This is a genomic window from Streptomyces sp. NPDC091271, assembly GCF_044757505.1.
In the GTDB taxonomy this organism is placed as follows: domain Bacteria; phylum Actinomycetota; class Actinomycetes; order Streptomycetales; family Streptomycetaceae; genus Streptomyces.
The window spans coordinates 1-20,307 of record NZ_JBIVVD010000009.1; the positions used below are offsets into that span (position 1 = coordinate 1).

Here is a 20,307-nt window from a genome sequence, read left to right on the forward strand (position 1 = left end):
ACTGCAGGGGGGACCCTGTGGGAGAGTAGGACGCCGCCGAACAATTATTCCGGGAAAGCCCCGTGCCCTTGTGGCACGGGGCTTTTCTGCGTTCAGAGCGTCTAGGGTCGAACCATGCGCTACGAACTGGTCATCTTCGACAACGACGGCGTGCTCGTCGACAGTGAGCCGATCTCCAACACGGTCCTGGCCGGCTACCTCACGGAGCTCGGTCACCCCACCTCGTACGAGGAGTCCCTCCGCGACTACATGGGGGCCGCCATCCACCGGGTGCACGACCTGGTGGACGAGCGGACAAGCCAGAAGCTCCCCGCGGACTTCGACGAGGAGCTGCACCGCCGCACCCTCGCCGCGTTCGAGGCGGAGCAGCTGACAGCGGTGGACGGGGTCCACGAACTCCTGGGCGAGCTCGTCGCCGACGGGGTGGCGTACTGCGTCGCCTCGTCCGGAAGCCACCAGAAGATCGCGGCCGGGCACCGTAAGACCGGGCTCGACCAGTGGTTCGAGGAGGAGTGGATCTTCAGCTCCGAGGACGTGGGGCGGGGGAAGCCGGCCCCGGACCTGTTTCTCCACGCCGCCGAACGGATGGGCGTCGCCCCCGAGCGGTGTGTCGTGATCGAGGACAGTCCGCTCGGCGTCGAGGCAGCGCGCGCGGCCGGGATGGAGGTGTACGGGTTCACCTCCATGATGCCGGCGGACCGGCTCGTCGGGGTCACCGGGCACTTCTCCGACATGTCGCAGCTCCCGAAACTGCTCGCCTGACCGATCTACCCAGCGGTAGACAGGGGCTCTACGCTCGCGGCCATGACGGATGCGCGGTTGCGGTACGGCAGAGCCTCCCTGGCGCTCAGCTTCCTGGTGCAGGGGGTGGCCTTCGCCCTGCTCGTGACGCGCATCCCCGCCATCCAGGACCGGTACGGGATATCCGACGGGCTGCTGCCCGCCTTCCTGGCCGCGGTGCCTGTCCTGGCGGGGGTCGCCAGTGTCGCCACGGAGAAGGTGGTCGCGCGGGTACGGCCCAGGGTCGTGCTCAGGTGGGCGCAGCCCGTCGTGCTGCTCGCCCTGCTCGGCGTGGGTGCCGGCAGCGAGGTCTGGCAGGCGGTCGTCGCGCTCGGGGTCTTCGGGCTGGCGGTCGGGGCCCTGGACGCCTCGATGAACATGATGGGCGTCAGCCTGCAACGGGCCTACGGGCGCAGCATCATGCTGGGCTTCCACGCCGCGTACAGCCTGGGCGGCATCGCCGGGGCGTCCATGGCATGGGCAGGTGCGCACTGGGACCTGTCGCTGCTCGTGTCCTATCTGCCCGTGGTGGTCGTCCTGCTGCCCGCGGCTCTGATCGGCAGCAGGTGGTACGCGGAGGGCGGTTCCGGCGGCGATCCGGCGGGGGCGGAGCCCGGGCAGGGTGGCTCCGTGCCGTTCAGGCTGCTGCTGCCGCTCTGCCTGGTGATGGCGTTCGCGTACATCGGGGACTCGACGGTCTCCAATTGGAGCGCGAAGTATCTGCAGGATGTCCTGGGCAGCTCGGAGCAGCTGGCGACGCTTCCGTACAACGTCTACATGGTGACGACGCTGCTGGGACGTGCCGTCGGGGACGTCGGGGTGCGTCGGTTCGGGGCCGTGGCCGTGGTGCGGGGCGGCAGTGTGCTGGCCGCCGTCGGTTTCGCGGTGGTGGCGGTGGCGCCCGGTGCCTGGTGGGGGATGCTCGGCTTCACGCTGCTGGGGCTGGGGCTCTGTGTGATCGTGCCGCAGACCTTCGCGGCGGCGGGGAGGATGTTCCCCGGGGCGAGTGATGTGGCCGTCGCCCGGCTGAACGTCTTCAACTACGTGGGTTTCCTCGTCGGCTCGCCTCTCGTGGGGGCGCTCGGCGACGCGTGGAGCTATCGCGGCGCGATGCTCGTGCCCATGGTGCTGGTCCTCGCGACGCTCGTGTACGCCCGGTCGTTCGGCGCGGAGCCCGCCCGATACGGTGGCGGGCATGAGCGGGCGCGCGCGGCTGATGTGGGATGAGGCAGTAACGGGATACGACTTCGGGTCCAGTCACCCCATGGATCCGGTCAGACTCGCCCTGACGATGGGACTGGTGCGGGCGTTCGGGCTGGACGGGTCGGTGGATGTCAGGGCGGCCAAGCCGGCCGGGGACTCCACGCTGCGGCTCGTGCACCGTGAGGACTACGTGACGGCCGTCCGGGCGGCGTCCGCGGATCCGAGGGCCGCCGACCAGGCGTACGGGCTCGGGACGATCGACGATCCCGCCTTCGAGGGGATGCACGAGGCGTCCGCGCTGATCGCCGGGCTCTCGGTGGGAGCCGCGGAGGCCGTCTGGCGCGGGGAGACCGCGCACGCCGTGAACTTCACGGGCGGGCTGCACCACGCGATGCCCGGGGCGGCCTCGGGCTTCTGTGTGTACAACGATCCGGCGCTCGCCATCGCACGGCTGCTGGAGTTGGGCGCGGAGCGGGTGGCGTACGTCGATGTGGACGTCCACCACGGGGACGGGGTGCAGGCGGCGTTCTGGGAGGACCCCAGGGTGCTGACCGTGTCGCTCCACGAGCATCCGCGCACGCTGTTCCCGCAGACCGGCTGGCCGGAGGAGACCGGTTCCGGGGCGGGTGAGGGCGGTGCGGTGAATGTGGCGCTGCCGGCGGGTACGGGTGACGCCGGGTGGCTGCGCGCGTTCCACGCGGTGGTGCCCGAGCTGCTGGAGGACTTCCGGCCGCAGGTGCTGGTGACCCAGCACGGGGCGGACACGCACTTCGAGGACCCGCTGGCCCACCTCGCGGTGTCGCTGGACGCCCAGCGTGCCGTCATGGAGGCCTGCCACGATCTCGCCCACACCTATGCCGAGGACGGGCGCTGGGTGGCGCTGGGCGGGGGCGGTTACGCGGTGGTGGATGTGGTGCCGCGCTCCTGGACCCATCTCGTGGGGATCGCCGCACACGCGCCGGTGGCACCGGAGTCGGTCATCCCGCCGTCGTGGCGGGACGAGGTCTACGCCCGTACGCGGCAGTTGGGCCCGGCCCGGATGACGGACGGCCGTACGCCGTCGTGGAAGCCCTGGGAGGACGGGTACGACCCGGCGGACCGGCTGGACCAGGCGGTGCTGGCGACGCGGCGGTCGGCGTTCCCGCTGCGTGGGCTGCTGGCCTGAGGGAGGGTCACGGCCCCACCCGCGAGGCCGTTACGCCAACGGTGGTGCGGTATCCGGGTTCCGGCCCGGGGGTGCTCGTGGTGCGGGAGCATCGGGAGGGTGTTGAGCACCGGAGCGCTGCGCGCTCATCTGCTGGCGGCCCGGCTCGCCGGGCCCGTGGCCACGCCGCGGGAGACGAGTCTGCGGAGCTATCGGCTTTTCGCGGCGAGAGACCCTCGTGTGCTGCTCGGGCTGGATCCGGACCGGGCGTGGGGTGAGCGTGACCTGCTGCGGCTGATGGCCGACAAGTGCGGGGTGTCGGACGATCCTGATCATGTGTCAGGTTCTGACGTCATCGATCCGGAGCGGACCCTGGCCGCGCTGGACGCGTTCGCGGAACGGCTCGCCCGGGCTGCGGAGAGACGGGCTCCGGTGCTGTTGGGCACCGGGCATCCGCACCGGCTGCTCGGGTTCTACGCCGGACTGGCAGACGCTTTGTCGGCGGCCGGGTGCGCGGTGCTCACTCCCGCGCAGGGCCGATGTGTCGACATAACGACCCGGTTCGGCGTACGCACGTACAACCTCGACTACGTACAAGGCGTCGCGCTGGTGCGCGAACCGGGCGTGCGGGTTCCGGGGAGTGCCACCGGCGCACACACCCACTCACCGCTCCCGGTTCGGGCCGTGCTGGAGGAGGCGGTGAACGCCCGGGGAGCGCTGCCCGAGCTGGTGGTGGGGGACCACGGATGGGTCTGCGGGGCAGGTCAGCTGGGCATCGAGGCCATCGGGCTGGCGGATACGGATGACCCAGCGCTGTTCGTGGGTGAGGCGGAGGGGCGGGTGTCCGTCGCCGTTCCGGTTGATGACGGCGTGCGGTCGGACTACTACCGGCCTCTTACTCGGTATGTGCTCAATCGGGCGTGTCTGTCACAGTAGGCGGCCGATCGTCTCACCTCTTCCCCACTCGCATCACCCGCCCCTAATCTGGGGAGTGAGCGCACAACGACGAAGAGTCACCGGAGGGGAAGCCGGTGCGCGTCTCGTGCGGAAGGTACAGGTGGGTCATGGCTGCTGGCAGCGAGAGGCCTCTCAACGAGGTCAAGTTTCTGACCGTGGCGGAAGTCGCCTCGGTCATGAGGGTGTCGAAGATGACCGTGTACCGCTTGGTGCACAGCGGTCATCTGCCGGCGATCAGGGTGGGAAGGTCCTTCCGGGTCCCGGAGCAAGCGGTTCACGAGTATCTCCGAGAGTCCTTCGTGGGGGTGGAGTCGGCCTGACGTCGCCCTCGGATTACGCCCCTCACTCTGTGGCGGGTAGGCTAGGCCGACGTAGGTCGTGTGGGCCCAGACGCCCCGCACCAGTGAAGAAGAAGTGAGCGAGGGTAGTCGTGGGCTCTGTTATCAAGAAGCGGCGCAAGCGGATGGCCAAGAAGAAGCACCGCAAGCTGCTCAAGCGCACGCGCGTTCAGCGTCGCAACAAGAAGTAAGCGAACGCAGTTCGTGAGTCCGAGGCCCTTCCGCCGTCCTGGCGGGAGGGCCTCGGCGCGTTTCCGGGCGGGTGTTCCGGGCCCCGGCGGTGTGCGGCGGATCCGGTGGTATTCCCGCCACAGCTTCGGTAAAGCCCGCCCGGGGTCATCACAGGGGAACATCCACCGACTACGGTGACGGCCAGGGGAAGACCCCGCTCGGTGAACGATCGACGGAAGGCGCTGATCTTGGGGAAGATCGTGCTCGTCACAGGCGCGGCCCGGCAGCTGGGGGGCCGTTTCGTGCGGCGTATCCAGCGGGATCCCGGTGTGGACCGCGTGATCGCCGTGGACGCGGTCGCGCCGGGGCATGAGCTGGGGGACGCCGAATTCGTCCTGGCGGACATCCGGCAGTCGGCGATCGCCAGGGTCCTCGCGGAGCATTCCGTCGACACGGTCGTCCATCTGGACGTGTCGGCGAAGGCGCTCGGTGCGGGCGGGCGGACGACGGTCAAGGAGACCAACGTCATCGGCACGATGCAGCTGCTCGGTGCGTGCCAGAAGTCTCCGACCGTCCAGCGGCTCGTGGTCAAGTCCAGCACCAACGTGTACGGCTCCGCCCCGCGCGACCCCGCGGTCTTCACCGAGACGACGCCTCCCAAGTCCCTGCCCAGCGGCGGTTTCGCCAAGGACGCGGTGGAGGTCGAGGGCTATGTCCGCGGCTTCGCGCGCCGCAGGCCGGACGTGGCCGTGTGCGTGCTGAGGTTCGCGAACATCCTGGGCCCCGAGCCGGACTCGCCGCTCGCCGACTACCTGGCGCTGCCGGTCCTTCCGACGGTCCTCGGGTACGACCCCCGGCTGCAGTTCGTGCATGAGGACGACGTCGTCGACGTACTGGAGATCGCGGCCCGCGAACCCCGGCGCGGCACGCTGAACAGCGGCACGTTCAACATCGCCGGCGCCGGTGTGCTGCTGCTCTCGCAGTGCTCGCGCAGGCTGGGGCGGCCGACCGTGCCGGTGCTGCTGCCGGCCGTCACCTGGGTGGGGTCGGCGCTCCGTACGATCGGTATGACGGATTTCTCGCCGGAGCAGATCCGGCTCCTCACGCACGGCCGGGTGGTCTCGACCGTCCAGATGCGCGAGACGCTGGGTTTCCGGCCGAAGTTCACCACGGCCGAGACGTTCGCGGAGTTCGCTCGGAGCCGGGGGCCGGGGCTGCTGCCTCCCGAGCGGGTGGGCAGGGCGGTCGGGAGGCTGGCCGAGCTGCCGCTCGGTGGGGGACCGGCAGGCAGGACACATTCGACTCACGGCGCCAGGTAGAGGAGCGCGACCGACGATGGCGGACGCCAAGGTCATTCCCTTCGACGACGACCGTTCGCGCTCCGGCGCGGGACGGCGCAGAGGAGCGCTGCCGGGCGCCGGAAGGGCCCAGCAGCCCGCGTCGGCCGGTCCCGCGCCCGTGAGCGCCCTGCCGGGCGGCCAGGTGCCTGAAGGGGCCGCCGAGGCCACGGGTGCCGCCTCCCAGGACGGTGGGGAGGGGCCCGGGAGCGGCTGGGACCGGCGGATCGCGGGCGGGCTCGCGTTTCTGCGGCGCCGGCTCACGGGGGATTACGAGGTCGACGAGTTCGGGTACGACAAGGAGCTGACCGACCAGGTCCTCATGTCGATGCTGCGGCCCCTCGCGGACAAGTACTTCCGGGTCGAGGTGAAGGGCATCGAGAACATCCCGTCCGACGGCGGGGCGCTCATCGTGGCCAACCACTCCGGGACGCTGCCGTTGGACGGGCTGATGCTCCAGGTCGCGGTCCACGACAATCACCCGGCCGAGCGGCATCTGCGGCTGCTCGCGGCCGACCTCGTCTTCATGCTCCCGGTGGTCAACGAGCTGGCGAGGAAGGCCGGGCACACCCTCGCGTGCGCGGAGGACGCCGAGCGGCTGCTGCAGGGCGGTGAGGTCGTCGGGGTGATGCCGGAGGGCTTCAAGGGCATCGGGAAGCCGTTCGGCGAGCGGTACAAGCTGCAGCGCTTCGGGCGGGGCGGCTTCGTGTCGACGGCACTGCGGGCCGGGGTGCCGATCGTGCCGTGCTCGATCGTGGGCGCCGAGGAGATCTACCCGATGATCGGCAACTCGAAGACGCTGGCGAGGGTCCTGGGGGTCCCGTACTTCCCGATCACGCCGACCTTTCCGTGGCTGGGACCGCTCGGTGCGGTGCCGTTGCCGACGAAGTGGACGATCCAGTTCGGGGAGCCGATCCCCACGGACGGGTATCCGCCGGAGGCCGCGGAGGACCCGATGCTGATGTTCAACCTGACGGACCAGGTGCGGGAGCAGATCCAGCACACGCTCTACAAGCTGCTGGTGCAGCGCCGGTCGGTCTTCTTCTGACCGCACGCCGATCGCAGGACCGCACGGCCGGCACGGCCGACGTGAGGAGGGCGCCGCCCGGTCCGGACGGCGCCCTCCTCACGTGCGGTGGTCCCTACGGCTCGACGTCCTCGCTGTCGATGCCCAGGCCGGGCAGCAGGCCCGGGAGCAGCGGCGGCAGGGTGACGTCGGGCGCGGGGGAGGCGCCGGGTGCGCCGCCCGGGGACGACGGGGTGGTGCCGTCCGTCGGGAGGTCGTCCAGCAGGCCGTCGGAGCCGCCGCCGAGCAGGCCGTCGGCGGGGGTGGAGCCGGAGCCCGAGGGCTTCGGCCGGCTGCTGCTGGTGGACGCGCTGTCGTCCGGGGCCGCGGAGGAGGAAGGAGCCTTCTCCGGAGCCCTGGAGTCCCGGTCCTCCTGCGTGGCACCGGCGGGCGGCGCGTCCCTCTCGGTGCCCGGTGTGCGGGGCAGCAGGGACTTCAGCGGTGCGACTTCCTGGTCCATGGCCTCGAAGACGGAGCTGACCTTGTCGCGGATGTCGGTCAGCTGGACGGGCAGCCGGTCGCGGAGGCTGCTCCAGCTCGCGCGGTGCGAGCGGGAGAAGGAGTCCAGCGTCTGGATGGGCCCGATGGCGCCGTCGCGCTCGTAGGCGGCGTGGAGCAGGCGGTGGCCCTCGGTGGCGTCGTGCGTCATGCCGTCGAGCGCGCGCCTGACGTCTCCGATCGACTCGTGGTCCATCTCGCCGGAGCGGGCCCGCTCCATCAGCCGGCGGGCTTCGCCGAGGCGGGTCGACGCCTGGTCGAGGTAGGCCTCACCCCGGTCGGCGTCGCCGCTGGACATGCCGAGACTGATGTCCTCCATGCCGCGCTTGAGCGGATAGAGGGAATCACCCGGCAGGGCGTCGGAACTGGCGGCGGCCACTCCGCCGAACGCTCCCGCGGCCACACCGACGGTGAGTCCGCCGGCGGTGAGGCCCTTCGCCCAGCGGGAGCGGGGACGCAGCCTCCGGATCGGGGAGGCCCGGTGGGCTCCCTTGCTCCGTTGTTCGGGCACTGAAGGGCCCGTGGACGCACCGCCTTCGGCGAACATGGTCTCCATGGCCGCGAGGAGCTGGGCTCGCTGCACCACTTTGACCTCGGGATCGAATTCCGGCGCCGGTAGCTCACCGAGGCCGTTCGCCAGGGCCAACAGCGTTCCGTGGTCGGCCGGTTGGGCCGGGTCCTCGGGCTGTACGGCCGCCGCACCCTGGGGGGACTGCTCCTCCAGGGCCTGGGCGAAGGCGTTCGCCCGCCGGTGTGCCGAAACGTTTGCGATCACTGGCGGCACCTCCTCTCGTCATGACGGTCGACTCCCCTGAGGGTCCGGAAGGTTGCCCACCGGAGACGTTTCCACACGAACGAGCGAGTGGAAACGGTCAGGTGTGGCGACAGGGGGCCTGCATCCGGCACAACGAGTGGCGCGGCAGTTGGGTTACGGACGACGGATGATCCGATCGGTGTGTCACGGACACGTCACGGATGGTGACGTCAGCGGGCGTCGTCCGGCAGGAGTCGTGCGAGCGTTCGCACGGCTCGGTACTGCAAGGTTTTGATCGCGCCCTCGTTCTTTCCCATGACCCGGGCGGTCTCGGCGACCGAGAGACCCTGCAGGAATCTCAGGGTCACGCACTCCTGCTGCTGTGGATTGAGCCGGCGTACGGCCTGCAGTAGTGCGGCGTTGGAGAGGGATTCCAGGACGGAGTCCTCCGGGCTCCGTGCGACCTCGTTGGCGTCGAGCATTTCGCCGGTGGTCACTTCCAGTCGGAAACGACTGGATTTGAAGTGGTCGGCGACCAGGTTCCGGGCGATCGTGACCAGCCACGCGCCGAAATCGCGGCCCTGCCAGGTGAAGGTGGAGATGCGGCGGAGTGCGCGCAGGAACGTCTCGCTGGTGAGGTCCTCCGCTGTCGCCTTGCCTCCCACGCGGTAGTAGATGTACCGGTACACGGTGTCGCTGTACTGGTCGTACAGGCGGCCGAAGGCCTCGGCCTCACCGGCCTGCGCGCGCTCGACGAGATCCATCATGCGCGCGCTGTCGCTGTCGGCTGTCGGACGGCGGACGGGAGCCGACGACGCAGCAGCCGCAGCGCCGCGGTTAGTGCGTCTTCCGACGGCCGCGCTGCGTTCGGCCAGCGCATAGCAAGGGCCGGCAGGTACAGGGGTGGCAAATTGGGGGACGGCGTACGCGGTGGGGACGAAGCCGCGCAAGCGGTCGAGGACCGTTGCGCGCAGCGTAGCCAGGCCCGAGGTGTCAACCCCGACGTGTGGGTACACGGGACTCCCAGAGGCAGAGCTTCCATCACGTGCAGTTGGAAAACCGTCACTCGTGGTAGCGGATGACGGGTTCCTTGTGCGTCTGAGGAGAATAACGCTTCGTACAGGCCGTGCTACACCCAGTTGCTCAAATCACCGATTAGGTCGCTTCCGTAACCTCTAAGTGACGGTTCAAGTGGCACATCGTGACCGGTTATTGATCGAATCGCTTCGGGATCTGCCTATGGCGGCGACGGGTTGTGGTCGTCCGTACGCAACGCGACTGGCCGGGGCGATGGGTGCCCGTGCCACTGTTCCGCTCCCGATTGGGCGTACGCACCCGGGCGTGCCGCTGCGGGGCGGTGAAGGACGCCGCAGGGGAGAGGTCTCCGTGCGGGAGGCCTCCGTAAGAAGGGGTCAGCGGCGGCGGCGGTGGATCGCCACGGCGGCCGCCGTGCCACCGGCCAGCGCGCCGACGCCCGCCGCGGCGGGGATGCCCACCTTGGCCGCCTTGCGGCCGGTGCGGTAGTCGCGGAGCCGCCAGTCCAGGGAGCGGGCGTGCTTGCGCAGTTTGGAGTCCGGGTTGATCGCGTACGGGTGGCCGACCAGGGACAGCATGGGGATGTCGTTGTGCGAGTCGCTGTAAGCGGCGCAGCGCTCCAGGTCCAGGCCCTCGGCGGCCGCCAGCGCGCGTACGGCTTCGGCCTTCGCCGGGCCGTGCAGGGGCTCGCCGACCAGCCGGCCGGTGTAGACGCCGTCGACCGACTCGGCGACCGTGCCCAGGGCGCCGGTGAGGCCGAGGCGGCGGGCGATGATCGTGGCGGTCTCCACCGGGGCGGCGGTCACCAGCCAGACCTTCTGGCCCGCGTCGAGGTGGGCCTGGGCCAGGGCACGGGTGCCGGGCCAGATGCGATCGGCCATGTACTCGTCGTAGATCTCCTCACCGATGGACATCAGCTCGGAGACGCGGTGGCCCTTGACGATGGACAGGGCGCTGTCGCGGGCGTCCTGCATGTGCTCCGGGTCCTCGACGCCGGCCAGCCTGAACCAGGCCTGCTGCCAGGCGAACCTGGTGAGTTCGCGCCGCTGGAAGAATTTCCGCTTGTACAGGCCGCGGCCGAAGTGGAAGATCGCGGCGCCCTGCATGACGGTGTTGTCCAGGTCGAAGAAGGCCGCGGCGCGGGTGTCCCCGGCCACCGGGAAGACGGGCTCCCGGGCCTCGACAGGGGTGATGAGGAGCTCTTCGGCGCCGGCCGGCAGTGCCGACTTCTGCGCGGCCTCGGCTGCGGCCTCGCCTGCGAGCACGCTGCGTGCTGTGGCGGGGCGCCTGCGGGGGGTGAGCCATCCAAGAGCGGCCATGCGGTGAGCATAGCCATTCTGTTCGGCTCTTCCCGACCTGGCGGGATGCGGCGGTGTGAACTCTCCGGGACCGGGGCGTTAAACGGGTGATTCCGCGTCTCCGGGGGGTCCGGAAGGGTCCGCCGGGGGGAGCAGAATGAAGGTATGAGTGCTCTGCTGCGTCGTACGAGGAAGAACCCCGCGGACCGGGTGGTGACCCTGGTGGGGAAGCCCGGGTGTCATCTCTGTGACGATGCGCGGTTGGTGGTGAGAGAGGTCTGCGAGGAGACCGGCGCGTCCTGGGTGGAGAAGGACATCACGCGGGACGAGGCGCTGTACAAGGAGTACTGGGAGCAGATCCCGGTGGTCCTGATCGATGACGAACAGCACACCTTCTGGCGGGTGGATCCGGCGCGGCTGCGCACCGCACTGCGTACGTGAGGGGGCTTCCTGGGCGAAACCCGGTTAACATCATGGGCGTTTTGAGTGGTCTCGGGGGCGTGGACATGAGGAGTGTGTACCGTCTTGCCCCCTTCGGGCCTGCAACGGACTGATGCCGTCCCGGGTTCCGGGACCGCGCAGGGAATATGCGTGACCCCGGTCACTTTGACCAGACAAAACGGACACCATCTTTGTGCACGCGTTCACAAAGACATAGCCTGCTGTGGACGGGGCGGTCTTTGGACATACGGCCGCCTGCAGCCCCGCTCATCCCGCAGGAGCACCGTGGCAACTGGCCGAACTCACCGACCGGCGACCCGTAGCCGAGGAATTCCCGAGGCCACCGTCGCCCGGCTTCCGCTGTATCTCCGCGCACTGACAGCGCTCTCCGAGCGCTCGGTTCCCACGGTTTCGTCCGAGGAACTCGCCGCGGCGGCGGGAGTCAATTCCGCGAAGCTGCGTAAGGACTTCAGCTACCTGGGCTCCTACGGCACGCGTGGTGTCGGGTACGACGTCGAGTATCTCGTCTACCAGATCTCGCGCGAACTGGGGCTGACCCAGGACTGGCCGGTCGCGATCGTCGGTATCGGTAACCTCGGCGCCGCGCTCGCCAACTACGGCGGTTTCGCCTCCCGCGGGTTCCGGGTCGCCGCGCTGATCGACGCCGACCCCACCATGGCGGGTACGCCCGTGGCCGGGATCGCCGTCCAGCACACCGATGACCTGGACCGGATCATCAGCGACAACGGTGTGTCCATCGGCGTCATCACCACCCCGCCCGGCGCGGCCCAGCAGGTCTGCGACCGGCTCGTCGCCGCGGGTGTGACCTCCATCCTGAACTTCGCGCCGACGGTGCTCTCCGTGCCCGACGGTGTCGACGTGCGCAAGGTCGATCTCTCGATCGAGCTGCAGATCCTCGCCTTCCACGAGCAGCGCAAGGCCGGCGAGGAGGCCGCTGCCGACGGCAGGGCGGGCGACGAGGACGCCGACGAGGCGCCGCCGATGCGTGCCACGCCCTCCGGCCGGAAGGGACCTGACGGGGACATGCCCGCCGTGATGCCGGCATGAGTCTCCTGGTCGTAGGGCTGAGTCACCGCAGCGCCCCCGTCTCCGTGCTGGAGCGGGCGTCCCTGGCGGCCGAGGCCCAGACGAAGCTGCTTCAGGACACCCTCGCCGCGGAGCCCGCGACCGAGGCCGCGGTCCTGGCCACCTGCAACCGCATCGAGCTGTACGCGGACGTGGACAAGTTCCACGCGGGTGTCGCCGAGCTTTCCACCCTCCTCGCGCAGCACAGCGGGGTCGGGCTGGACGAGCTCACTCCCTATCTTTATGTGCACTACGAGGACCGCGCCGTCCACCACCTCTTCTCGGTGGCGTGCGGGCTGGACTCGATGGTCGTCGGCGAGGGCCAGATCCTCGGTCAGATCAAGGACGCGCTCGCGCTGGGGCAGGAGCTCCACACCGCCGGCCGTCTGCTGAACGACCTCTTCCAGCAGGCCCTGCGGGTCGGCAAGCGCGCCCACAGCGAGACGGGGATCGACCGTGCCGGGCAGTCGCTCGTCACCTTCGGTCTCGAGCAGCTGGCCGACGGCGCCGAGGTCACCGAGTGGGCGGCCGGCAAGCGAGCCCTGGTGATAGGCGCGGGCTCGATGTCCTCGCTGGCCGCCGCGACGCTGGCCCGTGCGGGCGTCGACGAGATCGTCGTCGCCAACCGGACCCGGGCGCGTGCCGACCGGCTCGTCGAGATCCTCGGCCAGGCCGGTGTCCCGACGGCGCGCGCCGTGGAGATGGACGGCGTCGCGGGTGAACTGACACGTGCCGATGTCGTCGTGTCCTGTACCGGCGCGACCGGTCTCGTGCTGACCGCGGAGGCCGTCGCCGGTGCGCTCGGCGTCGAGTTCGACACCGCGGAGCGGGCGGCCGACGCCCCGGCCGCCGTGACCGACGAGCTGGACCAGCACGCCGCGTGGGTGGAGAACGGATCCGCCGCCGCTGCCGCACAGGCCCGGGCCGTGCGCCGGGCGCCCGCACGTCCGGCCTCCACCGGTCCCGCCCGGCTCCACCTGCTCGACCTCGCGATGCCGCGCGACATCGACGGAGCGGCGCACCGCGTCGCCGGTGTGCGCCTCGTCGACATCGAGTCGCTCGCCGAGGCGTCCGCGGACGCCCCGATGGCCGCCGATGTGGACCAGGTGCGCACCATCGTCGCCGACGCGGTCTCCGCCTTCGGAGCCGCCCAGCGCGCCGCGCACATCACCCCGACCGTCGTCGCCCTGCGCACCATGGCCGCCGACGTGGTGGCCGGCGAGATCGCGCGGCTCGACGGACGCCTCCCCGACCTGGACGAGAAGCAGCGCGCCGAGATCACGCAGACCGTGCGCCGCGTCGTCGACAAGCTCCTGCACGCGCCCACCGTGCGGGTCAAGCAGCTCGCCAGCGAGCCCGGCGGCGCCGGGTACGCCGATGCGCTGCGGGAACTCTTCGACCTCGACCCGCAGACGGTGGCCGCCGTCTCCCGGGCAGACCTGAACGACCCGAATAGAGGGCGGTCATGACCGACAACTCACCCCTGGGCGGGGAGACCACAACACCGCTCCGGCTAGGCACCCGGCGCAGCAAGCTCGCCATGGCGCAGTCCGGCATGGTCGCTGATGCGGTCCGCGAGGTGACCGGGCGTGCCGTCGATCTCGTCGAGATCACCACGTACGGGGATGTCTCCCGGGAGCACCTGGCGCAGATCGGCGGGACGGGTGTGTTCGTCGCGGCTCTGCGTGAAGCGGTGCTGAGCGGCGAGGTGGACTTCGCCGTCCACTCGCTCAAGGACCTGCCGACCACGCAGCCCGAGGGCCTCGTGCTGGCCGCGGTGCCGGTGCGCGAGGACCCGCGCGACGCGCTGGTGGCGCGGGACGGGCTGACCTTCGAGCAGCTGCCGGCCGGCGCCCGTATCGGCACAGGTTCGCCGCGCCGCATGGCGCAGCTCAACGCGTACGCCCGCTCGCACGGCCTCGAGATAGAGACCGTCGCGATCCGCGGCAACGTCGATACGCGTATCGGTTTTGTACGAAGCGGGGAGCTCGACGCGGTGGTACTCGCCGCCGCCGGGCTCAGCCGCCTCGGACGCACGGACGAGGTCACCGGCTTCCTGCCGGTCGACACCGTCCTGCCCGCTCCCGGCCAGGGAGCACTGGCGATCGAATGCGCTGAAAGCAGCGCGGACCTCGCCGCAGCCCTCGCCGAGCTCGACGACCCGTACACCCGGGTCGCCGTGACCGCCGAGCGCGCCCTGCTCAACGCCCTGGAGGCCGGCTGTTCCGCACCTGTGGGTGCGCTGGCCGACCTCCTGGCCGACGGGCAGGTTGTCAACGAACTGCGCCTGCGCGGTGTCGTCGGTTCAACCGACGGCACTTCCCTGGTGCAGCTGTCCATCACCGGTCCCGTCCCCACGTCGCACGACGACGCGGCGGCCCTCGGTCGCGAGCTCGCGGCCGAGATGCTTGCCAAGGGTGCGGCCGGTCTTATGGGGGAGCGAGCACTTTGAGCCCCACCGGCCCTGTCGTATCCGACTTCCCTGTCCTGTCCTCAGGGCATGTCACCTTCCTCGGCGCCGGTCCCGGCGACCCGGGACTGCTGACTCTGCGCGCTGTCGAGGCGCTCGCGAGCGCGGACGTCCTTGTAGCCGAACCGGACGTTCTCGACGTCGTTCGCTGCCACGCGCGGGCAGGGGTAAGCACGCCTGAGATGACGGTTGTTGACATGGCGTCAACACCCGCCGGAGTACCCGTCCTCAGGGATGCCGCCAATCTTGTCATGGAGGCAGCGAAGGGCGGCAGGCGGGTGGTGCGCGCTGTCACAGGCGACCCCGGCCTGGACGGCAACACGGGTGCCGAGATGCTCGCCTGCGCCGCCGCGGGTGTGCCTTTCGAGGTCGTGCCCGGCATCGCGAACGCGGTCGGTGTGCCCGCGTACGCCGGTGTTCCGCTGCGTGACGCGCAGGGCGCCGATGTGCGCTTCGTCGACGCCCGTACCGCGTCGGACCGCTGCTGGTCCGAGGTCGGTGCGAGCGACGCGACGGCCGTCGTGTCCGCGTCGCTCGACTCGGTGGCCGCGGCCGCCGGTGAGCTGGTCTCGGCGGGCCGCAAGCCCGACACCCCGCTCACGGTCACGATCGCCGGGACGACGACCCGCCAGCGGACCTGGACGGCGACCCTCGGGACGATCGCCCAGGTCCTGAAGCAGGCCAAGGTCCTCCCGTCGCCGGACGGGCACCTGCCCGTCATAGCCGTGGTCGGGGAGCGCAGCTCCGCCGCCCAGCGTGACCAGCTCGCGTGGTTCGAGTCCAAGCCGCTGTTCGGCTGGAAGGTGCTCGTGCCGCGTACGAAGGAGCAGGCGGCGTCGCTCTCCGACCAGCTGCGTTCGTACGGTGCCGTGCCGCACGAGGTCCCGACGATCGCCGTCGAGCCGCCGCGTACGCCCCAGCAGATGGAGCGCGCGGTCAAGGGCCTGGTCACGGGCCGCTACGAGTGGATCGCGTTCACCTCGGTCAACGCGGTGAAGGCCGTACGGGAGAAGTTCGAGGAGTACGGGCTCGACGCCCGTGCCTTCGCCGGGATCAAGGTCGCGGCCGTCGGTGAGCAGACCGGCGCCGCGCTGGTCGACTTCGGTGTGAAGCCGGACCTGATGCCGTCCGGTGAGCAGTCGGCGGCGGGTCTGCTGGAGGACTGGCCTCCGTACGACCCGGTCTTCGACCCGATCGACCGGGTGTTCCTGCCGCGTGCCGACATCGCCACGGAGACCCTGGTGGCCGGGCTCATCGAGCTGGGCTGGGAGGTCGACGACGTCACCGCGTACCGCACGGTCCGCGCCTCGCCGCCGCCGGCCGACACCCGGGAGGCGATCAAGGGCGGCGGTTTCGACGCGGTGCTCTTCACCTCGTCCTCGACCGTCCGCAACCTGGTCGGTATCGCGGGTAAGCCGCACAACGTCACGGTGATCGCGTGCATCGGTCCGGCCACGGCGAAGACCGCCGAGGAGCATGGCCTGAGGGTCGACGTGCTGTCCCCGGAGCCGTCGGTCCACAAGCTGGCCCAGGCGCTGGCGGACTTCGGCGCGCAGCGCCGGGACGCGGCCAAGGAGGCCGGTGACCCGGTGACCCGGCCGAGCGAACGGCGCCCCGGCGCGCGCCGTCGCCGGACGACGACCTGATAGGTCGGACGGATGTGCGGGCCCGGCTGCTTCCTCGTGGAGCGGCCGGGCCCGTCCTGTTTCCGGTCCGCGGGTTCGCGCGTCGCGTACGATCCCGGGCGGGACGGGGCTCGTAGCGCAGTGGTCGTCGCGCCTTCACGGCATGTAGGAGGACGCCGGTTCGAATCCGGCCGGTCCCGTTCCACCTTCCGAGGGCACGCTTTTACCGGCTCGGGTGTCGGTAAATCGGTGATGTGTACGGGTCTAGTCTCGGAGGATGACCGATTACGGAAACTTCCCCGGCTCGCGGCCCCGCCGGCTGCGGACGACCCCCGTCATGCGGCGCATGGTCGCCGAGACCCGGCTCGACCCGGCGAATCTGATCCTGCCCGCGTTCGTACGCGAGGGTATCGACGCCCCGGTCGCCATCTCGGCCATGCCCGGCGTGCAGCAGCACACCCTGGACACGCTGCGGAAGGCCGCCGTCGACGCGGTCGCGGCCGGTGTCTCGGGGATCATGCTCTTCGGCGTCCCGCTGGACGAGAAGAAGGACGCGCGGGGCACGGCGGGTACCGACCCGGAGGGCATTCTCCAGGTCGGCCTGCGGGCGGTGCGGGAAGAGGTCGGGGACGACCTGGTGATCATGTCCGACCTCTGTCTGGACGAGTACACCGACCACGGCCACTGCGGGGTGCTGACCGGGGACGGCCGCGTCGACAACGACGCCACGCTGGAGCGGTACGCCGAGATGGCCCAGGTCCAGGCCGACGCGGGTGCGCATGTGGTGGGCCCCAGCGGCATGATGGACGGCCAGGTCGGTGTGGTCCGGGACGCCCTGGACCAGACCGGGTACGAGGACGTGTCGATCCTGGCCTACACCGCGAAGTACTCCTCGGCGTTCTACGGTCCGTTCCGGGAGGCGGTGGGCTCCTCGCTCAGGGGGGACCGCAAGACGTACCAGCAGGATCCGGCGAATCTCCGGGAGTCGCTGCGCGAGCTGGCGCTGGACCTGGAGGAGGGCGCCGACATGGTCATGGTCAAGCCGGCCGGTCCCTACCTGGACGTCCTCGCCAAGGTCGCCGACGCGGTGGACGTGCCGGTCGCGGCGTACCAGATCAGCGGCGAGTACGCGATGATCGAGGCCGCCGCGGAGAAGGGCTGGATCGACCGGGACGCGGCGATCCTGGAGAGCCTGACGGGTATCCGTCGCGCGGGTGCGCGGATGATCCTGACGTACTGGGCGACGGAGGTCGCGCAGAAGCTGGGGCGCTGAAGCGGGCCGGGCCCGTTCAGGACACCAGGCCCTGGCGGTACGCGTAGACGACCGCCTGGACGCGGTCGCGGAGCCCGAGCTTGGTGAGGATGCGTGAGACGAAGGTCTTGACCGTCTCCCGGCTGATCACGAGGGACGCGGCGATCTCGTTGTTGGAGAGGCCGTCCGCGATGAGGCGCAGGACCTCCAGTTCGCGGGGGGTCAGCGGGATGTCGTGGCCCTTGTCCTCGGTGGGCCGGATCCGGGCGGCGTACCGGCCCACCAGCTGGCGTGTCACCTCGGGGTCCAGGAGTGCCGCACCGGCGGCCACGGTCCGGATGCCGTGGAGCAGCCGGTCCGGCGGGGCGTCCTTGAGGAGGAACCCGCTCGCGCCTGCGCGCAGCGCCTCGTAGACGTACTCGTCCAGGTTGAACGTCGTCACCACGAGGACCTTGACGGGGTGGGGCACTCCGGCGCCGGCCAGCAGACGGGTGGCGGCGATGCCGTCGAGCACCGGCATGCGGATGTCCATGACCACGACGTCCGGGCGCAGTCTCTCTGCGAGGTCGACCGCCGTCCGCCCGTCCCCGCACTCGCCTGCGACCTCGAGGTCGGGCTGTGCGTCGATGATCGTCGCCAGTCCGGTGCGGATCAGTACCTGGTCGTCGCAGATCAGGACACGGACCGGCTCGGTCACGAGGGGCTCCCGGCGGGTATGAGGGCCCGGACGACGAAGCCGCCGTCAGGCCGGCGGCCCGCGCTGAAGTCGCCGCCCAGCACGTCGACGCGCTCGCGGAGACCGGCCAGGCCCCGCCCGCTTCCGCCGGTGGGCGCGGCCTTCGAACCGGAGCCGTCCGTGCTGACCTCCACGGAGATCTCCTTTTCGCAGTGGCGCACGCGGACCGAAGTGGCGCTGCCATGAGCGTACTTGAGGGCGTTCGTCAGGGACTCCTGCACCACCCGATAGGCGACGAGGTCGGCGCTGCCGGTCGACTCGGCGGGTGCGCCCTCCTCCGTGAACTCCACCGGCTGCCCGGCTCGGCGCGTCTGTTCGACGAGTGTGAGGAGTCTGCCGACGGGCGGCGGTGTGGTTTGGGGGCCGTGGTCGGGGTTGAGCAGGTCGAGCAGGTGCCGCAGGTCGGTGATGGCCCGTCGGCCGGTGTCCGTGACGGCCGTCAGGCTCTGGTCGAGGCGGTCGGGTGCGGCGGTCAGATAGCGGGCCGCCTCGGCCTGTACGACCATCGCCGTCACATGGTGCGTCACGACGTCGTGGAGTTCGCGGGCGATGCGCGCCCGTTCGGCGGCGCGGGTGTCCTCGGCGACGCGGCGACGGCGATCGGCCTCCACGGCCCGGGTGTTGCGCAGCCATACCCCGACGCCCCAGGCGAGTGCCACGGCCAGGTAGAACGTCACGAACTCGCTCGGCGGGTCGCCCGGCCCGAGCCGGTGGAGCGCGACCGCGAGCGGGACGTACGCCGCGGAGAAGACGATCGCGGTGGCCCGCCGGTGGTGTTCCACGAGGGACGCCACGCTGATCAGCGCGATCGGCAGCGCGGTGCCCGCGAGCGTGTGGTAGCCGCGGAGCTGGTCGAGGGCGAAGCCGAGCGACACCGCGCTGAAGCAGATGACCGGCCACCGCCGGCGCCCGGCGAGCGGGAGGCACTGGAGGGCGATCGCCACGACGGCCAGGGTGTCGAAGGGGCGGTTCGGCAGGCCGCCGAGCTCCGTACCGTTGTTGCGGAAACCCGGCAGGAACGAGGCGGTGAGGAGCAGCAGCGCCAGCGGGGCGTACCAGAGTGCGGCGTCCGGCCGGCGCCACCGTTCCGGGATACGCGGGAGTCCGGTCATCGAGGGAGTGTAGTGGCGGCGGCGGCCTTGTCGGCGCCGCGGCGGCGGGGCACCAGGTTGCCGCGCCGGTGGGCCAGCCACAGGAACGCGGCGGTGATCAGGGCTCCGAACACCACCGAGTACACGCTGCCTTCCGGTCCGAAGTCGCCGCCGGTGACCCATTCCGGGCCCGAGGTGACGGTGTCCAGCAGTCCCTGCGGGGTGTCGTTGCCGGAGACCTCGGTGCTGAAGATGCCGGCCGCCGCGTAGTTCCAGCCGAAGTGCAGGCCGATCGGCACCCACAGGTTGCGGGTCGCGGCGTAGGCGGCGGCGAGCATCCCGCCGGCCTCGATCGCGATGGCGACGGCGCCCCAGAGGTCGGCATGGGGGTTCAGCAGGTGCGAGGCGCCGAACAGGACTCCGGTCAGGGTCAGCGCGATCCAGGTACCGGTGCGCTCCTCGATGATCCGGAACAGGACGCCACGGAACATCACTTCCTCGGTCGCGGCGGCGGCCGCCATGAAGCCGGCCAGTCCGACGGCGCCGGTGAGGGAGCCCAGGCCGTTGATCTCGTAGTGCGCGTTGAAGTAGATGTTCGTGATGACGGCGCCGAACATCGCGACGCCGATCAGCAGACCCCTGCCGAACGCGGCCCCGGCACCCTTGCGGGCCACCTCGGTTGGCGGGCGGTGCTCCGTCCTGCGCACCACCCATCCGTAGACGAGTACGGCGGCCACGGCGGTCAGGAGCCCCAGGGCGAACTGCAGCCACGGGCTGTCCTCCAGGGCGGCGACGGCCTGACCGCCGATCGCGGTGACCAGCACGACAGCCAGCAGTTGCCAGACGAATCTCATGAACGCTCCTTCGACGGATCCGCGGCCGGGGTGCCGCGGCGCGCCTCGAACGCTACGGATCCGGCGGTCCGCGATCGTCACCTCACGGTGGACACCTGCGCGTAGCTCGCACGGGGGACAGGCACCGCGGGGCGATCAATTCGGTTGAGGGCGTTCCCGGCTACGGGGAGG

20 protein-coding genes and 1 tRNA gene are annotated in these 20,307 nt (G+C 70.7%); 15 read left to right on the forward strand and 6 right to left on the reverse strand.

Annotated features, from left to right (window positions below; genetic code table 11):
* Positions 1 to 114 precede the first annotated feature (114 nt).
* The 8 genes from ACIQM3_RS32235 (at position 115) to ACIQM3_RS32270 (ending at position 6,978) form a co-directional block, all read left to right on the forward strand.
* Complete coding sequence (locus ACIQM3_RS32235; protein WP_401630648.1) at positions 115 to 762, forward strand: HAD family hydrolase; 648 nt, start codon at positions 115 to 117, stop codon at positions 760 to 762.
* 42 nt (positions 763 to 804) lie between these two features.
* Positions 805 to 2,007 (forward strand): MFS transporter, encoded by a 1,203-nt coding sequence (locus ACIQM3_RS32240; protein ID WP_401630650.1) that lies wholly within the window; start codon positions 805 to 807, stop codon positions 2,005 to 2,007.
* Entirely contained in the window at positions 1,976 to 3,148 is a 1,173-nt protein-coding gene (locus ACIQM3_RS32245) for an acetoin utilization protein AcuC (RefSeq protein ID WP_401630652.1), read from the forward strand. Before ACIQM3_RS32240 ends, ACIQM3_RS32245 begins: the two co-directional genes overlap by 32 nt.
* A 99-nt stretch (positions 3,149 to 3,247) precedes the next feature.
* A complete protein-coding gene (locus tag ACIQM3_RS32250; RefSeq protein ID WP_401630654.1) occupies positions 3,248 to 4,063 on the forward strand; it encodes a phosphatase in 816 nt (271 codons plus the stop codon).
* Between the two features lie 128 nt (positions 4,064 to 4,191).
* Positions 4,192 to 4,404 (forward strand): helix-turn-helix domain-containing protein, encoded by a 213-nt coding sequence (locus ACIQM3_RS32255; RefSeq protein ID WP_014046653.1) that lies wholly within the window; start codon positions 4,192 to 4,194, stop codon positions 4,402 to 4,404.
* Positions 4,405 to 4,514: 110 nt separating this feature from the next.
* Positions 4,515 to 4,613: a 30S ribosomal protein bS22 gene (locus ACIQM3_RS32260; RefSeq protein ID WP_003948845.1), complete on the forward strand. Its 99-nt coding sequence runs from the start codon at positions 4,515 to 4,517 to the stop codon at positions 4,611 to 4,613.
* A gap of 228 nt (positions 4,614 to 4,841) precedes the next feature.
* Complete coding sequence (locus ACIQM3_RS32265; protein WP_401631244.1) at positions 4,842 to 5,912, forward strand: NAD-dependent epimerase/dehydratase family protein; 1,071 nt, start codon at positions 4,842 to 4,844, stop codon at positions 5,910 to 5,912.
* A gap of 16 nt (positions 5,913 to 5,928) precedes the next feature.
* Positions 5,929 to 6,978 (forward strand): lysophospholipid acyltransferase family protein, encoded by a 1,050-nt coding sequence (locus tag ACIQM3_RS32270; RefSeq protein ID WP_362928005.1) that lies wholly within the window; start codon positions 5,929 to 5,931, stop codon positions 6,976 to 6,978.
* 94 nt (positions 6,979 to 7,072) lie between these two features.
* Here the strand turns inward: ACIQM3_RS32270 and ACIQM3_RS32275 are convergent, their stop codons facing one another.
* The 3 genes from ACIQM3_RS32275 to ACIQM3_RS32285 all read right to left on the reverse strand — a co-directional run bounded on the left by ACIQM3_RS32275 (position 7,073) and on the right by ACIQM3_RS32285 (position 10,602).
* On the reverse strand, positions 7,073 to 8,269 hold the full coding sequence (locus ACIQM3_RS32275) for a DUF5667 domain-containing protein (RefSeq protein ID WP_401630657.1): 1,197 nt from the start codon (positions 8,267 to 8,269) through the stop codon (positions 7,073 to 7,075).
* A 209-nt stretch (positions 8,270 to 8,478) separates the two neighbouring features.
* On the reverse strand, positions 8,479 to 9,264 hold the full coding sequence (locus tag ACIQM3_RS32280) for an ECF subfamily RNA polymerase sigma factor, BldN family (protein WP_401630659.1): 786 nt from the start codon (positions 9,262 to 9,264) through the stop codon (positions 8,479 to 8,481).
* Positions 9,265 to 9,660: 396 nt separating this feature from the next.
* Positions 9,661 to 10,602 carry an HAD family hydrolase gene (locus ACIQM3_RS32285; protein WP_401630661.1) on the reverse strand — a complete coding sequence of 314 codons (942 nt, stop codon included), beginning with the start codon at positions 10,600 to 10,602 and terminating at the stop codon, positions 9,661 to 9,663.
* A 144-nt stretch (positions 10,603 to 10,746) separates the two neighbouring features.
* On the opposite strand from ACIQM3_RS32285, the gene ACIQM3_RS32290 reads away from it, so the two are divergent.
* From ACIQM3_RS32290 to hemB, 7 genes are all read left to right on the forward strand, one after another.
* The gene (locus ACIQM3_RS32290; RefSeq protein WP_362928001.1) at positions 10,747 to 11,022 is read left to right on the forward strand and encodes a glutaredoxin family protein; all 276 of its coding nucleotides are present in this window, start codon (positions 10,747 to 10,749) and stop codon (positions 11,020 to 11,022) included.
* Between the two features lie 285 nt (positions 11,023 to 11,307).
* Complete coding sequence (locus ACIQM3_RS32295) at positions 11,308 to 12,090, forward strand: redox-sensing transcriptional repressor Rex (protein ID WP_401630663.1); 783 nt, start codon at positions 11,308 to 11,310, stop codon at positions 12,088 to 12,090.
* Positions 12,087 to 13,577: a glutamyl-tRNA reductase gene (locus ACIQM3_RS32300; RefSeq protein ID WP_401630665.1), complete on the forward strand. Its 1,491-nt coding sequence runs from the start codon at positions 12,087 to 12,089 to the stop codon at positions 13,575 to 13,577. Before ACIQM3_RS32295 ends, ACIQM3_RS32300 begins: the two co-directional genes overlap by 4 nt.
* On the forward strand, positions 13,574 to 14,560 hold the full coding sequence (hemC, locus tag ACIQM3_RS32305; RefSeq protein WP_401630667.1) for a hydroxymethylbilane synthase: 987 nt from the start codon (positions 13,574 to 13,576) through the stop codon (positions 14,558 to 14,560). The genes ACIQM3_RS32300 and hemC overlap by 4 nt, the downstream gene beginning before the upstream one ends.
* Positions 14,557 to 16,224, forward strand: coding sequence for a uroporphyrinogen-III synthase (locus tag ACIQM3_RS32310; RefSeq protein ID WP_401630669.1), 1,668 nt, complete (start codon positions 14,557 to 14,559; stop codon positions 16,222 to 16,224). Before hemC ends, ACIQM3_RS32310 begins: the two co-directional genes overlap by 4 nt.
* A gap of 105 nt (positions 16,225 to 16,329) precedes the next feature.
* Positions 16,330 to 16,403: transfer RNA gene (locus tag ACIQM3_RS32315), tRNA-Ala, on the forward strand.
* Between the two features lie 77 nt (positions 16,404 to 16,480).
* On the forward strand, positions 16,481 to 17,476 hold the full coding sequence (hemB, locus tag ACIQM3_RS32320; protein WP_401630671.1) for a porphobilinogen synthase: 996 nt from the start codon (positions 16,481 to 16,483) through the stop codon (positions 17,474 to 17,476).
* 16 nt (positions 17,477 to 17,492) lie between these two features.
* Here hemB and ACIQM3_RS32325 read toward each other — a convergent pair whose 3' ends face one another.
* From ACIQM3_RS32325 to ACIQM3_RS32335, 3 genes are read right to left on the reverse strand one after another with little or no spacing between them, the layout of a single operon-like run.
* The gene (locus ACIQM3_RS32325; protein ID WP_401630673.1) at positions 17,493 to 18,152 is read right to left on the reverse strand and encodes a response regulator; all 660 of its coding nucleotides are present in this window, start codon (positions 18,150 to 18,152) and stop codon (positions 17,493 to 17,495) included.
* Positions 18,149 to 19,303 carry a sensor histidine kinase gene (locus ACIQM3_RS32330; protein WP_401630675.1) on the reverse strand — a complete coding sequence of 385 codons (1,155 nt, stop codon included), beginning with the start codon at positions 19,301 to 19,303 and terminating at the stop codon, positions 18,149 to 18,151. The genes ACIQM3_RS32325 and ACIQM3_RS32330 overlap by 4 nt, the downstream gene beginning before the upstream one ends.
* Entirely contained in the window at positions 19,300 to 20,136 is an 837-nt protein-coding gene (locus ACIQM3_RS32335; protein ID WP_401630677.1) for a lysostaphin resistance A-like protein, read from the reverse strand. The genes ACIQM3_RS32330 and ACIQM3_RS32335 overlap by 4 nt, the downstream gene beginning before the upstream one ends.
* Positions 20,137 to 20,307 lie beyond the last annotated feature (171 nt).

Bases quoted from the DNA above. Each gene is read 5' to 3' on its own strand.
- ACIQM3_RS32235 (WP_401630648.1), top strand. From the start codon at position 115: ATGCGCTACGAACTGGTCATCTTCGACAACGACGGCGTGCTCGTCGAC.
- ACIQM3_RS32240 (WP_401630650.1), top strand. From the start codon at position 805: ATGACGGATGCGCGGTTGCGGTACGGCAGAGCCTCCCTGGCGCTCAGC.
- ACIQM3_RS32245 (WP_401630652.1), top strand. From the start codon at position 1,976: ATGAGCGGGCGCGCGCGGCTGATGTGGGATGAGGCAGTAACGGGATAC.
- ACIQM3_RS32255 (WP_014046653.1), top strand. From the start codon at position 4,192: ATGGCTGCTGGCAGCGAGAGGCCTCTCAACGAGGTCAAGTTTCTGACC.
- ACIQM3_RS32270 (WP_362928005.1), top strand. From the start codon at position 5,929: ATGGCGGACGCCAAGGTCATTCCCTTCGACGACGACCGTTCGCGCTCC.
- ACIQM3_RS32285 (WP_401630661.1), bottom strand. From the start codon at position 10,602: ATGGCCGCTCTTGGATGGCTCACCCCCCGCAGGCGCCCCGCCACAGCA.
- ACIQM3_RS32290 (WP_362928001.1), top strand. From the start codon at position 10,747: ATGAGTGCTCTGCTGCGTCGTACGAGGAAGAACCCCGCGGACCGGGTG.
- ACIQM3_RS32300 (WP_401630665.1), top strand. From the start codon at position 12,087: ATGAGTCTCCTGGTCGTAGGGCTGAGTCACCGCAGCGCCCCCGTCTCC.
- hemC (WP_401630667.1), top strand. From the start codon at position 13,574: ATGACCGACAACTCACCCCTGGGCGGGGAGACCACAACACCGCTCCGG.
- hemB (WP_401630671.1), top strand. From the start codon at position 16,481: ATGACCGATTACGGAAACTTCCCCGGCTCGCGGCCCCGCCGGCTGCGG.
- ACIQM3_RS32330 (WP_401630675.1), bottom strand. From the start codon at position 19,303: ATGACCGGACTCCCGCGTATCCCGGAACGGTGGCGCCGGCCGGACGCC.
- ACIQM3_RS32335 (WP_401630677.1), bottom strand. From the start codon at position 20,136: ATGAGATTCGTCTGGCAACTGCTGGCTGTCGTGCTGGTCACCGCGATC.